The 13,931-nt window shown below is 60.6% G+C and carries 12 protein-coding genes; 4 read left to right on the top strand and 8 right to left on the bottom strand.

What is annotated here, in order from left to right; translation table 11 throughout:
• Positions 1 to 149 precede the first annotated feature (149 nt).
• Positions 150 to 1,310, bottom strand: a complete 1,161-nt coding sequence (locus tag KSY82_RS02925) for an FprA family A-type flavoprotein (protein WP_254881684.1) — start codon at positions 1,308 to 1,310, stop codon at positions 150 to 152.
• A 129-nt stretch (positions 1,311 to 1,439) separates the two neighbouring features.
• On the bottom strand, positions 1,440 to 2,426 hold the full coding sequence (locus KSY82_RS02930) for a LacI family DNA-binding transcriptional regulator (protein WP_217750225.1): 987 nt from the start codon (positions 2,424 to 2,426) through the stop codon (positions 1,440 to 1,442).
• A 383-nt stretch (positions 2,427 to 2,809) separates the two neighbouring features.
• On the opposite strand from KSY82_RS02930, the gene KSY82_RS02935 reads away from it, so the two are divergent.
• From KSY82_RS02935 to KSY82_RS02950, 4 genes are all read left to right on the top strand, one after another.
• Positions 2,810 to 4,015: a galactokinase gene (locus tag KSY82_RS02935; protein ID WP_217750216.1), complete on the top strand. Its 1,206-nt coding sequence runs from the start codon at positions 2,810 to 2,812 to the stop codon at positions 4,013 to 4,015.
• On the top strand, positions 4,006 to 5,634 hold the full coding sequence (locus KSY82_RS02940) for a UDP-glucose--hexose-1-phosphate uridylyltransferase (RefSeq protein ID WP_254881685.1): 1,629 nt from the start codon (positions 4,006 to 4,008) through the stop codon (positions 5,632 to 5,634). Before KSY82_RS02935 ends, KSY82_RS02940 begins: the two co-directional genes overlap by 10 nt.
• 304 nt (positions 5,635 to 5,938) lie before the next feature.
• Positions 5,939 to 7,240, top strand: coding sequence for an ATP-binding protein (locus KSY82_RS02945; protein ID WP_217750217.1), 1,302 nt, complete (start codon positions 5,939 to 5,941; stop codon positions 7,238 to 7,240).
• A 241-nt stretch (positions 7,241 to 7,481) separates the two neighbouring features.
• Positions 7,482 to 8,603: an IS110 family RNA-guided transposase gene (locus KSY82_RS02950; RefSeq protein WP_217750218.1), complete on the top strand. Its 1,122-nt coding sequence runs from the start codon at positions 7,482 to 7,484 to the stop codon at positions 8,601 to 8,603.
• A gap of 425 nt (positions 8,604 to 9,028) precedes the next feature.
• Here KSY82_RS02950 and KSY82_RS02955 read toward each other — a convergent pair whose 3' ends face one another.
• The 6 genes from KSY82_RS02955 to KSY82_RS10515 form a co-directional block, all read right to left on the bottom strand.
• Positions 9,029 to 9,964 carry a hexose kinase gene (locus KSY82_RS02955; RefSeq protein ID WP_055252629.1) on the bottom strand — a complete coding sequence of 312 codons (936 nt, stop codon included), beginning with the start codon at positions 9,962 to 9,964 and terminating at the stop codon, positions 9,029 to 9,031.
• Between the two features lie 53 nt (positions 9,965 to 10,017).
• A complete protein-coding gene (locus KSY82_RS02960) occupies positions 10,018 to 10,899 on the bottom strand; it encodes an aldose 1-epimerase family protein (protein WP_217750219.1) in 882 nt (293 codons plus the stop codon).
• Positions 10,900 to 11,258: 359 nt separating this feature from the next.
• Positions 11,259 to 11,783, bottom strand: a complete 525-nt coding sequence (gene lacB, locus KSY82_RS02965; protein ID WP_006234831.1) for a galactose-6-phosphate isomerase subunit LacB — start codon at positions 11,781 to 11,783, stop codon at positions 11,259 to 11,261.
• Positions 11,784 to 11,846: 63 nt separating this feature from the next.
• On the bottom strand, positions 11,847 to 12,275 hold the full coding sequence (gene lacA / locus KSY82_RS02970) for a galactose-6-phosphate isomerase subunit LacA (protein WP_006234830.1): 429 nt from the start codon (positions 12,273 to 12,275) through the stop codon (positions 11,847 to 11,849).
• Between the two features lie 307 nt (positions 12,276 to 12,582).
• Complete coding sequence (locus tag KSY82_RS02975; protein WP_217750220.1) at positions 12,583 to 13,572, bottom strand: hypothetical protein; 990 nt, start codon at positions 13,570 to 13,572, stop codon at positions 12,583 to 12,585.
• A 294-nt stretch (positions 13,573 to 13,866) separates the two neighbouring features.
• The coding region (locus KSY82_RS10515; protein WP_368042025.1) for an IS3 family transposase at positions 13,867 to 13,931 on the bottom strand (65 nt) is incomplete at its 5' end.

The raw sequence follows: 13,931 nt of genomic DNA on the forward strand, positions 1-13,931 counted from the left end.
CCCCACAGCTCTTGATTTCTTTGAGCATCTTAGAGTTTTTTGAGCACCTTTGAGTTTCTTGAGCATTCTTGAGTTCTTTGAACAAAAACCACCACAAAGGTGCCTGAGTCCCCTTTGTGGTGGTTTTGACGGTAGAAGCGAGCGCGTTGTTACTTGGACAGCTCGTCGGCGAGGGCTTCGATCTGGGCGCGCGATGCGTCGTTGAGCGAACCCAGGACGGTCACCTTGTTCTGCGTCAGGGTGATGTCCTTCATGCCCTCGAGCTCCTTGGTCATGACCTTGGCAGCGGCGGGTGCCCAGGAACCGGCCTCGACGAGCGCCACCGTACGGTTCTGGTAGGCGTGCTCGGCGAGCGTATGGATGAAGGTGCTCATGCACGGGAAGATCTCGCCCTGATAGGTGATGGAGGCGAGCACCAGACGGTCGTAGCGGAACGCATCCTCAACGGCCTCGGCCATGTCGTCACGAGCCAGGTCAAAGACGGAGACCTTCTGGCCGCGAGCCTCAAGCGCAGATGCGAGCTCCTCGACGGCAGCCTTCAGATGCCCGTACACGCTCGCATAGGCAATCGTGATACCCTCGTCCTCGGGCTGATAGCTCGACCAGGTGTTATAGGTGTCGAGGTAGTAGCCCAGGTTCTCAGTCAGCACGGGGCCGTGGAGCGGGCAGATAATCTGGATGTCCAGGTCGGCGGCCTTCTTGAGGACGGCCTGCACGAACTTGCCGAACTTACCGACGATGCCAAAGTAGTAACGGCGCGCTTCGCAAGCCCAGCCCTCGGGATCCTCGATGTCGTTGGCGCCAAACTTGCCAAAACCGTCGGCACTAAAGAGCACCTTGTCGGTGGACTCGTAGGAGAACAGCACCTCGGGCCAGTGAACGTTGGGGGCGCCGATAAAGGTCAGGCTGTGGCCGCCCAGATCGAGCACATCGCCCTCTTTGACGACCATCTTGCGCTCGGGGAAGTCGGTGCCAAAGTAGTTGACCATCATGCGGAAGGCGCCCATGCTTGCCACGATCTGCGCCTGGGGATAGCGCTCCATAAAGGCGGCAATGCCGGCGGAGTGATCGGGCTCCATGTGATGGACAACCAGGTAGTCGGGCGTACGGCCGTCGAGCGCGGCCTCGAGGTTGCCGAGCCACTCGTCAACAAAACCGCCGTCGACTGAATCGGCGACAGCGATTTTATCGCCCAAGATAACGTAGCTGTTATATGCCATACCGTTCTCGGACACGTCGTACTGGCCCTCGAACAGGTCAATGTCGTGATCGTCGACACCGATGTAGCGGATATCCTTGGTGATCTCCATCAGGCAAAGCCTCCTAGATAGACAAAAGAACCCGTCTATCATAACACTCGTCTTCATAGCCACGGCTATCTGCCAGCATCCTTATCGATTGTTATTGAGGCGGAATATACCGCCGTTGACCTGCAAAAACTATACGCGCGGCGCTGCCGTGCTATGTCGAATAATGAGCTGGCCGGGAATACGAATGGCAACGGTTTTGCCCGCCGTACCCGCCTCGGGAACCGCATGCTCGAATACCTCGCGCCCACGCTGATGCAAATCGAATCGCACGGTCGTGAGCTCGTTGTGTGCCACAAAATCATCGAGCGAATCGTCGACGCCCACCACGCTCACGTCCTCGGGCACGCGCAGGCCGCTATCACGCAGTGCGGCAATCACGCCATTTGCCATCTGATCGTTTGCCGCATAGATCGCCGTCATGGTGCGATCGTGCTCTGCCAGATACCTGCCGGCTTCGTAGCCGCTATTGGCAGACCAGTCGCCCTCGAGCGGCTCCGTCGGCTCAATATGCTTGCGCTCGAGCGCGTCCTGCCAACCGGCGCGGCGGAACTGTTCGTCCACCGAGAAGGACGGACCGCCGATATAGCGAATTTGCTCGTGCCCCAGCTCAAACAGATGATCCATAAGCAATAGCGAGCAGCCGTAATGGTCGGAATCGACCGTGGTCACCCGCGGATGCGCGTACATGGTAACGATGACCGTGCCAATGCCTGGCAGTGGATCAAACGTCTCAAAATCGGGCGCCATGCGACTCATGCCGATGATGATGCCGTCCACCGGCAGTGCGGCCATACGACGCGTGGCCTCGGCAAGCGAGAATTCCTCGGTCTTGGACATCTCGACCAGCGTGATGGCGCAATTATGCTCGCGAGCAGCGCTGGCGATGCCGTCGATCATTGAGAGGTTGCCAAACTTGGTGACATCGTTGATGCATAGGCCGACCGAATGGTAACGGCCGTCGCGCAGCGAGCGACCGGCATAACTCGGACGAAAGCCGAGCTCTTGCATCGCGGCCTGCACGCGCTGGCGCGTCTGTTCGTTAACGTTGGGCAAGCCGTTGGCGACGCGCGAAACCGTCTGCTGCGAAACGCCAGCAGCGCGGGCGACGTCGGCCATGGAGACCGGACGCGTACCTGTATCGTTGGACGGGCGCCTTGCCACAGGATCACCTTCACCCTTGCGAGATCTGAATAGCGTGAATGCCGGCCCGGGCAGAAATACATCCCGCGCCGAGGCCCGCTATCGTCGGACGCATGTTAACGTACTCTACTTTTTCTATCTGCATCTCTTCTGCTTTATAAGTCCATACGGCAGTACCGTTCACGGCTGTATTTCTACCGATTACCAGATTCTCAAAAAGTGACAAGCGATGTGTTATGAGTACGTTAACATAGCCCATAACGTGCGGTATCGTGAATACTTGGTTCATGCCGCTTTAAGTTGTTAACGTACTCATAACGACGCAAAACCCACCCGGGTGCGCCAAGGAAAGGACTCCCATGACCACCCCCGACGAAAAGACATTCGCCACGCTCACCAAGCTGTTCGAGGAGGAGTTTGGCCCCATCGGCGACCGCCAGGTGCTCTACGTGCACGCGCCCGGCCGCTCCGAGATCAGCGGCAACCACACTGACCACGAGGGTGGCCACGTCATCGCCGGCTCGCTCGATGTCGCCGTCGACGGCATCGCCGTGGCAACCGATTCCAACAAGGTTCGCGTAGCCGACGAGGGCTATCCCACGTTTGAAATCGCGCTCGACACGCTAGACGTTCAGGAGTCCGAGAAGGGCACGTCCGCGAGCCTCGTCCGCGGCATGGCCCACGAAATCGCTGCTCTGGGCGTTGAGCCCCAGGGCTTCGACTTCGCCTTCACCTGCTCTGTCCCCTCGGGCGGCGGCCTTTCCAGCTCCGCTGCTGTCGAGGCGGCATACGGTCGCGCCATGGAGACACTCTGGGACGCACCCGCCATCGAGCCCGTCGCGCTCGCCCAGATGAGCCAGCGCACCGAGAACAACTATTACGGCAAGCCCTGCGGTCTGATGGACCAGGCCGCTGTGTGCCTGGGCGGCCTCGCCTACATGGACTTTGAGGACCAGGCTCAGCCTAAAACCCAGAAGCTCGAGCTCAACTTTGAGGATCACGGCTATGCGCTCGTGCTCGTTAAGGTCGGTGCCGACCACGTGGCCGCCACCGACGACTACGCCGCCGTTCCGCGCGAGATGCAGGACGTCGCTGCCGAGTTTGGCAAGGCACGCCTGTGCGAGGTAAACGTGGCGGACTTTGACGCCAAGCTCCCCGAGCTGCGCGCCAAGCTGGGCGACCGCGCCTGCCTGCGCGCCGTTCACTACTGGTACGAAAACGGCCTGGTCGACAAGCGCTGGGCTGCCCTGAACGCCGGCGACATCGATCAGTTCCTGGTCCTGACGCGCGAGTCCGGCGCCAGCTCTGCCATGTACCTACAGAATGTCGTTGCCAAGCTGGGCTCCGAGCAGCCCTCGATGTATGCCCTGGCACTGGCCGAGCACGTGCTCGACGGCCGTGGCGCCGTCCGTATCCACGGTGGCGGCTTTGGTGGCACCATCCAGGCCTTCGTGCCGCTCGACCTGGTCGGCACCTTTATCACCAAGATGAACGGCTGGCTGGGCGAGGGCTCTGCCCGTCATTACGCTATCTCTGACAAGGGGGCTTACGCGGCATGGCTGTAATGACTGACGTGCGCGAGGCCGCGCAGAACCTGATCGAGTACGCTATCCACCGATCGATGATCGGTCAGGACGATCGCATCTGGGCGTATAACACCATTCTCGAGTGCATCGGTGCTACGGGCCCGGCGCTCGACATGGCCTGGGCGCTCCAGGTTGAGAAACTATCGCTCTTGCACCCCGATACACTCCCCGACTTTGATCTTGAAGGCACGCTTGCCGCGCTTTCCGAGGCCGCCGTTGTCAACGGTGCCGCCGAGGACACGGCATCGGGCCGCGACCGCATCGCCATGCGCATCATGGGCGTGCTGATGCCGAGGCCTTCGGTTGTAAACGAGGAATTCAACGGCCGCATGGGCGTCAACGAGCCCCGCGCTGCGACCGACTGGTTCTACGGCCTGTGCTGTGACGCCGGTTACGTGCGCCGTGCCGCCATCGCGCGCAACATTAAATGGAGCACTTCCACCAACTGGGGTGACCTGGAGATCACCATCAACCTGTCCAAGCCCGAGAAGGACCCGCGCGATATTGCCGCGGCCGGTGCAGCCAAGAACACGGGCGAGAAGTATCCCGCCTGCCAGCTCTGCATCGAAAACGAGGGGTATCCCGGACGCTCCGCCGCAGCCGACGGCGGCGCTCATCCCGCCCGTCAGAACCTACGCGTTATTCCCATTCAGCTTGATGGCGAGCGCTGGGGCTTCCAGTACAGCCCGTATGCGTATTTTAACGAGCACTGCATTGCCATGAGCTCCGAGCATCGCCCGATGCACGTGGACCGCAAGGGTCTGACCTGCCTGCTCGACTTTGTCGACCTGTTCCCGCACTACTTTATTGGCTCCAACGCCGACCTGCCCATCGTGGGCGGCTCGATTCTGTCGCACGACCACTTCCAGGGCGGCGCTCACGAGTTCCCCATGATGCATGCCGCCGAGGTCTCGCAGTTTAGCGTGCCCGGTTTTGACCAGGTCAGCGGTACCGTGCTGCAGTGGCCGCTCTCGGTGCTGCGCCTGCGCTCGCATGACCGCGCTCAGCTGCTCGACGCTGCCGAGAAGATTATCCTCGCCTGGCGCGAGTGGACCGATGAGTCTGTGGGCATCATCGCACACACGGCCGACGGCGTGGCGCACAACACCGTGACGCCCGTCATCCGCCGCGTCGACTCTCGCGGAAATGCCGGCGGCGAGATTTACGAGGCCTACCTGGCGCTTCGCTGCAACATCACGACCGATGAGCATCCGCTGGGCGTGTTCCACCCGCATGCCGAGTACCACCACATTAAGAAGGAGAACATCGGCCTGATCGAGGTCATGGGCCTGGCCATTCTTCCGCCGCGCCTGGTTCCCGAGCTCGGCGCTGTCCGCGAGCACCTGCTGGCGGCCAAGGTCGATGCCAGCTACGACCTTGCCGACGCGCTCGAGAGCGATGACCTTTGTCGCAGCCACGCCGCATGGGCCGAGGACGTCTTTGCTCGCCGCGCCGACGAGCTTACGGCCGACAACGCCATCGATATCCTGCACGAGGAGGTCGGCGTGGTGTTTGGCCACGTGCTCGACAACGCCGGCGTCTTTAAGTGGGACGAGGCCGGCCGCGCCGCCCAACAGCGCTTTATCGACTCGCTATAGCACGCGAGCTCGAACGCACGCACTTAACAAATAGCGCCTACACGACCGCGGCGCCCGCCGGCAACATCGCCGGCGGGCGCCGTTTTCTGATGCAAGGGTAACTAATTTGCACCAAAACAAGGAGTGTCCCAAACTGCCGGCAGAAAAAGAACGTCCCCAGATGCCGACCTAAACCCACACATTATTCGATGGAAAAACGTGGTTACCTCCCACATTATTCGATGGAAAAACGTGGTTTACTCCCACATTTTTCGATGGAAAGACCAAAACGGTCTTATACTAACCATGATCGTTAGGAGGCAGTATGCAGCGACAGCTAATGGACGAACTCATCGCTTGGAAATCTAGGGCAAACCGCAAGCCCCTCCTGCTTAAGGGGGCCCGCCAGACGGGAAAAACCTGGCTTCTTAACGAATTCGCAGGCCAGCAGTATCAAAACGTCATCCGCTTTGACTTTATGCTCGAACCGGGCGCACGTTCGCTGTTCGACGGAAGCCTTGACCCCAAACGCATCATCTCCCAGATAGAGCTCCTGCGCGGCCAGACCATAACGCCGACAGACACACTCATCATCTTCGACGAAATCCAAGAGGCACCGCGTGGCATCACCTCGCTCAAATACTTCAACGAGCTGGCGCCGGAATACCATATCGTGGCAGCCGGCTCCTATATGGGGCTCGCGCTCCGACGCGAAAACGAGTCGTTCCCCGTCGGCAAGATTGACCAGCTTACCATGCGCCCCATGGGGTTTGTCGAGTTCGTTCGTGCCGTCGATGGCGATCCGCTCGCAGATGCCATCCTTGCCGCAGACATGGACCTGCTGGCAAACGTTTCCGAAAAGCTCGAGCGCCTGCTCAAGGAATACCTCGTTGTCGGTGGCATGCCAGAAGTTGTCTCCGCTTTCGCCGCCTCCCACGATTTCATCGAGGCCCGCAGGCTTCAGCAGCAAATCATCGAAGCTTATGAATCCGATTTTGGCAAGCATGCGCCAGCCCGCATCGTCGAGCGCATGAGGCTGGTTTGGAAATCCCTTCCCGGCCAGCTCGCAAAGGAAAACAAGAAGTTCGTCTACGGCGCGCTTCGTCCCGGGGCGCGCGCACGCGATTTTGAGGAAAGCCTCCAGTGGCTCATGGACTATGGAATCGTTCATAAGATACCACGTGTTTCCGCCCTAAGAGCACCGCTCACAAGCTACGAGGATCTCTCGGGCTTCAAGCTGTTCTGCATCGACACCGGCATCCTCGGAGCACTCTCCGGCCTCACGCCAGCCATTGTTCTGAACGGGCCCGCTGTTTTTACGGAGTTCAAAGGCTCGCTGACCGAGCAATACGTCGCACAGGAGCTTTTGCTCCAAGGCAATACTCCCGCGTATTGGTCATCCTCCTCCGGCAATGCAGAGACTGACTTTGCCGTCGACCATGCGGGGACCGTGCTTCCGCTCGAGGTCAAGGCGGCAGAGAATCTCAAAGCAAAGAGCCTGAGGATTGCCTGCGAGAAGTTCAAGCTCGAGCGCTGCGTGAGAACATCGTTAGCGGCATATAGAGACGAAGGCACGCTCGTCAATATTCCGCTCTGGGAGATTGGGCAAATCGACAAGCTGGCATAGGCGCTGTGGAGGGGGTGCCCCGTAAGGAGTGTCCCAAACTGCCGGCAAAAAAGGAACGTCTCTATCTGCCGCATTCCCGAAGCAAGGCAACGTCGATGTTTTGGCAACGACAGACACTATGACCCAATCCAGGGGCACGGAAACGACAGGAGCCCCCGCTCGTGACCGCGGGTCGGGGCTGCGACAATGTTGTTGAAGTGCCAGAGGCGCAGCCGCGCCGCAACGAGGTTGGGAGGCTCCCGTGCCTAGATATTCTACCGCCTTCGGAATGGACGTACACCTCAGGTCCACCACCGTCTGCGCGCTCGACGCGGAGACGGGCGAGGCCGTGACGAGGAGGTTCCGCGGCAACCCCTGGGGCGAGGTCGCGGAGTGGATGTCGGGCTTCCCCGGCCCGTCGCTCGCCGCCTACGAGAGCGGCTACCTCGGCTTCGCCCCGCAGAGGGAGCTCGCCGGGCTCGGCGTCGAGTGCGTCGTCGCCGCGGTCTCGAAGATCCCCAGGTCGGCCGCCGACTCGGCCTCCAAGAACGACAGGAACGACGCCGCCAGGATGGCCAAGGCGATACTGTCGCACGACGTCACCCCGGTATGGGTGCCGTCCCCCGAGATCGAGGGGCTCAGGGACCTCGCCGCCGCCCACGACGCGGCGACCGCCAGGCTCGCGGCGGCGAAGCAGCGGCTCCTGGCGTTCCTGGCCCGCCGCGGCTACGTCTACGGCGGCACGACGCCGGCCGGCAACCCCCGGAAGTACTGGACGTACGGCTTCCTCAGGTGGCTCGACGGCATACACCCCGCCGACGACGGCGGCATCCGGGCGCTTGCGGCGCTGAGGAACGAGGTCGAGGCGGCCGATGAGACGAGGGAGGCCCTCCTCGCCGAGTACAGGGCCGCTGTCGCGGCGGGCCCCCTCTCGGCCGAGGTCGAGGCGCTCCAGTCCATCAAGGGGTGCGGGTTCGCGCTCGCCGCCGCCTTCGCGTCCGAGGTCGGCGACTTCTCGAGGTTCCGCTCCGGCAGGCAGGTGACGGCCTACTTCGGCCTCGCCCCGAAGCAGAGGTCGAGCGCGGACTCCGTGCGCCTCGGCGGGATCAGCGGCGCGGGCAACGCGCTCGTGAGGAAGCTGGCCGTTGAGGGCTCATGGTGCTACGCCGCGGCGCGGCACCAGCCGAAGCTCATGCCGAGGGACACGGGCGTGCCCCTCGAGATAAGGATGCACGGGAGAAAGGGGTCCGAGCGACTCCTGCGGCGGCGCGAGGAGATGCTCGCCCGCGACATGCCCGCGACGAAGGCCAACGCGGCCACCGCGGCCGAGCTCGTGAGGTGGCTTTGGGCCCTCGGCATGATGTGCCGGGAGGGCGCGGAATAGACATAGCCCCCGTCCCGGCGAGCCGGGCGGCCTTCGGGGATACCCCCTATTTCGCTGTGCGCGCGGAGCCCTCCGTATGCGCCTAGACAGAGTTGGGGAACCCCGCCGAAGGAATGGAGTGCGGGCCGCCAGAGCGGTATCCGCGGATATGAGACTGAGCCGAAGGCGTCGACGACATGCCGGGGGCGGACCGGGACGGGTTCAACGGCAGGCCCCGCCGACCGATTGCAAGCGGTCGGCGGGGCCATTGTGGCTCTTGACAGCGGATTGGGTCATATGAGCGAGCGGGTCGCATTTGAGACAAGGTGACGTGAAACGAAAGGGCGCTGACCTTCTGGTCGCGCCCTTGAAGTTGAACGTCAGATTGTACAGGTGCGGCCCGCGCAGCGTCGAGCGGTTACGGCGTTTAGTAAAACGCCGTAACTTTAAAGCTCCGTTACTTCAACGTTGTTGAAGATCTCATCCCAGCGGTCCATGACCAGATGGCCGGTCTTGGGATCCATGGCGTTGAGCTTGCCGCAGGTATTGGCGGTCTTGAGCACCGTGACATCGTCGGCACCAGCAGCAATGGCATGCGCAAAGCCGGCGATGGTCGAGTCACCGGAACCCGTCGCGTTCACAGCCGCAATCGCGGGCGTCTTGGCGCGGAACGCGCGGCCCTCATGGAAGCCCACCGAACCGGCAGCGCCCATCGAGACGACAACCCAGGGAATACCGGCAAAGCGGTCATCGGCGGCAAGCGCCTCGCGCAGGGCATCGACATCATCGGTCGTAAAGGACGTACCCAGCAGGCCGTTAATCTCGGTCAGGTTGGGCTTTACGAGCTCAGGCTTAGCGTCGGACTCCAGCGCGGCCTCCAGCGATGCACCCGAGGTGTCGAGCAGCACCTTGGCGCCCGCCTCCTCGGCGATCTTGACGAGCTCGGCATAGTAGCCGGCATCGACCCCACGCGGCAGCGAGCCCGAAAGCGTCACAACGTCCGCCTTCGCTGCAAGCTCGGCAAACTTGGCCGTAAAGGCCTCGAGCTCGGCCGGGGCGATCTGCGGACCGCTCTCCAAAAGCTCGGTCTGATTGCCCTCGTGCAGGATATTCAGGCAAATGCGCGTCTCACCGGCGATGGGCACAAAGTCGTTCTTGACGCCGTCGGCATCCATAAGCTCAGCCATATAGGCACCCATGTGGCCGCCGAGCAGGCCGGTCGCGAGCACGTCGTCGCCCAGCTGCAGCAGCACACGGCTCACGTTGAGGCCCTTACCGCCAGCGGTCTTTTCGGGCGTCACGCGGTTAACGTCGTCGATGATCAGCTTGTCGAGTTGATAGCGCGTATCGATCGACGGGTTCATGGTAACGGTCAGAATCATATTGAACTCCTGTTCCGGGGCGGCATGACCCGCCCCAAACATACGATAACTCGTTAAAGGATCTCGATCTCAAAGCCGCGGGTAACGGTCTCCCCCGGCTTGGCAACCAGGCAGCCACGCTTGTGCTCCAGAATATCGTCCTCGTCGGAGCAGGTGGACAGGCCGCCCCACGGTTCAACAGCCACAAAGTCGCCCTCGGGCTTGCTCCACACAATCAGGTACGGCATATCGGGGAACGTCAGGCGCACGCCCTTGTCCTCAGTTTTCTTGGTCAGCGTAACCACGCGGCTCTCAAGCACGTCAAAGATGGTCTCCGCGAAGTCGAAGAGTTCGTGGGTAAGCGGCAAGTCGTGGCCGACCATCGGGTTCTTGCTGCGATGCTCAACATCAATCAGGCCCGTCGAGGGAACGGCAGTACACAGCTCGTCGGCCTCGCGCTGCTCAAAACGGAGCTCATAGTCGTCATAGGACTCACCCTCGTCGAGCGGGCACTTAAAGCCGGGGTGACCGCCCACAAAGAATGGCATGTCCTCGGTGCCCTCATTGGTCACCTCGTAGGACACGTTCACCTTTTCCGAATCGATCGTGTAACGAGCAACGATCTTAAACGGATACGGGTACTGCTCGAGCAACTCGGCATGGTCGGCAGAGCTTAGGCTCAGCGCAACCATGTTGTCGCTCTGTTCCTCGAGCTTCCACTCCTGCTTGCGCGCAAAACCGTGGCGGGCGAGCTTTACCTCGCGGCCGCCCATGGTCATTGCGTGACCGTCACGAAGGCCGCCGCAGATCGGGAAGCAAATGGGTGCCTGGCCCGACCAGACCGCCGGGTCGCCCTGCCACAGGTACTCGCGACCGTTGGCTTTAATCGAAGTGAACGATCCGCCAGCCGTGCTCAGTGCCACACGAATAGAACCGTTATCAAGAACAAACTCCATGGGAATCTTCTCCTTCACATATCATCTTGCACGATCCATTGCGAACGCCGTGCCTTTAGCACAAAGGTAATGAGGCGGCGCCGCACGCAAAAGAACAATGCACGCCAAGCCAATTGGGCTGATAGAAAACTGGCCCGCGCCCCATTACAGAAACGCGAGCCGTCAATTGAAAAGCTGCAGAATGCCGAGTACCGCCAAGAGCGAAGCACACAAGCTCAGCAAGCAAACGTGTTATCGGAGCAACTTGCCGTACCAGAACGCTTCGCAACAACAGCGGTAACCCCACAGGCACCCTCAACGTCAGCGAGCGTCGCGCAGCATCGACCCGTTACGCGGTTTGGTAAAACCGCGTAACCTCCTTAGTCGTGATACTCGCCGCGGTCCCACTTCTCGAGGAACTCGTCAAAGAAGTGCGGGTCAGCCTGAGCCTCGGCGTCGGCCTTATTGCAGGCATCGATCTTGGCGATCAGGGCATCGTGCTCGGGGGTCTTCTCGTAGGGCTCCTCCAGGAAGGCAAGCATGATATCGGCCATCAGGAACTCGCCGGTGATCTTGCCGCCAAAGCCCACGATGTTGGCGTTGAGCTCGCGACGAGCGTACAGGGCAGAGGTCATGTCGCGAACCAGGGCACAGCGGGCGCCGGGAACCTTGTTGACGGCGTTGGTGATGCCAATGCCGGTGCCGCACAGGGCCACGCCAAAGTCGGCCTTGCCGCTGGCAACAGCCTCGCCCACGGCCTTACCGTAGATGGGATAGTGCGTACGGGTGTGGCTGTAGGTGCCGCAGTCGAGCACCTTGTAGCCAGCCTGCTCCAGGCGGTCGGCCAGATAGATCTTCTCGTCCGTAACGATATGGTCGCAACCGATTGCGATGGTCTTCTTCATCAGAACGTCCTTTCGTCTGAATTCACAAGTTGAGGTAGAAGTTCGAGTTCTCGGTGGCTCTCGTTAGGCCATCTTGTTGAGCATGTCGACACGGATCTGGTGACGGCCGCCGGCGTACTGGGCGCGCAGGAACTCGCGGGCGATCTTCTTGGCGACCTCGGTGCCCACAACGCCCGGGCCCATGGTGACCATGCGCGAGCCGTTGTGCTCGCGGGTCATGTAGGCGGAACGCTCGTCGGAAATGTTGGCGACGACCATGCCCTTGATCTTGACGGCGGCCATATAGGAGCCGACGCCGTACTTATCGAATGCGAAGCCCTGGGAATCCTTGTGCTCCAGCAGGTCCTTGGCAACGGCGGTCGCGGAATCGACAAAGTCCGCGGCAGGGGTCTCGGAATAGTCGACGACCTCGTGACCGTCGGCGATGAGCATCTCCTTGATGGACTCCTTCATCGACATACCGTCGGCATCGGAAGCGATTACAACCCTCATGACATCCTCCTTGAGAGATACGCAGGTGCGTAGTTTCTGTTTGGAAGTGTTGAATCGCGTTCAGGTCCGGGCATCTGAATGTGCGGTTCTTCACTGTTCATGTTTATTTGAACACATTCGAACAGTAACTGCAACAACTATTTGTTTATCTTTGTTCTTTTTTGAACAAATACCGTTCACAGATGATTGCTGACCGTTTGGACCGGGCGCGGACAAAGCGACCATGTGTTCAACAAGCAAAAGGGCGGCCGAGAACTCGTCTCGGCCGCCCTTCTCACGGTTGATCTTCCAAGGATCGCTTTGCCGCCTACTCAGACTGCCCGCTCTTCTTGGCATGTCTGGACGGAGCGCTCAAGAAACGACCCGTCAGATAGTTCGCGGGACCGGAGATATCGATCCCCAGTAGCACGTGTCCTAGCCATAGGAACGCCACGAGCACCAGTAGAGGAATCACACACGAGGTCACGATCATCACAATGACGCCTTCGATGAGGTCGGTCACCTGCTGCACGATCTCGTCGGTCATCTGCTTGGCACCACTGGTTACCGACGTAACAAGGCTCGATGCCCCATCGGTCAACTGCTCGAGCACGTTTTTGGACTCCGTGGCCTCAGATTTTTTCTTGTTCGATTTTGAGCTGGTCTCGGCTGACTTGTCCGTGGTATCGGTCTTTTCCGCAGCGTCCGCAGCCTTTTGCTCAGCTTGCTCAATACTTACGCGATACGTTTCATCGACCTTCTGCGACACCCATACGCTCGCAGGCACGAGCGCCATGCCGATCACGGCAACCACCAGCACGCGTGTCGCCACACGGCGCAGGACAGCGCTCGTGCTCCAGCGCCCGTGAATGCCGAGCGACACCGCAAAGAGCACTAACGCAAACGGGATTAAGATGCCCAGGCCAATCGACCACAAAATCGTGAGCAAATATTTCTCTAGGTATAGCACGGCAAGCACGATACCAAGGTTGCCTGAAAGCTGTGCGAGCTGCTCGGCAACCGGCGTTCCCGTATCACCCGGCAGCGCGGTAATGCCCGCAGACAGCGCCACGCACGAGGTCGTGAGCGCCAAAACATTGCCCTTCTTTTGATCGATGACCTCGATGGTGGAGTCCCAAGTCTTGGTATCGGCGAAATGCGGTCGCGCTACAAAGCCCGACAGCAACGCCAGTACCACGAGCGCAACGATAAAGCCAATCTGCAGCTTTTTGTTTGCGCACACGACATCGGACAGGCTGGGCTGTAGCTCGGTTACCGTCGTGTGCTCGGTTATCTGGACAGGACGCCCATGAGCCATCTCGTGCGCGCCTCTTTTTTGTATTGACCCGTTATCCGGCATTTGGATACCTCCTCAGTCCGGCGTTTAATGCGAAAGGAAGTATACCCACCGAGCAAAAATCGAACGGGAGGACGAACGGAGCGCACCAAGACTGTCCCCAATGACTATCTCGGGATGAGTTGCGGTGGAATAGGGATTGTTTTGCGCCCGTCGGCCCCTATTCAGTCCCTATTTCACCGCAACTTGGAGGAGGACAGAAAAAGCCCTGCTGCAGTGAACCGCGCCCCAAATCTTGGACGCCCTAAATAGCGACTAGGCCGCAAGGGCCTGATTCCGGTACTCCTCCGGGGTCAGGCCCTTCAATCTTACCTGCCTCC

The organism is Collinsella aerofaciens, from assembly GCF_019131995.1.
Taxonomy (GTDB): Bacteria; Actinomycetota; Coriobacteriia; order Coriobacteriales; family Coriobacteriaceae; genus Collinsella; species Collinsella aerofaciens_S.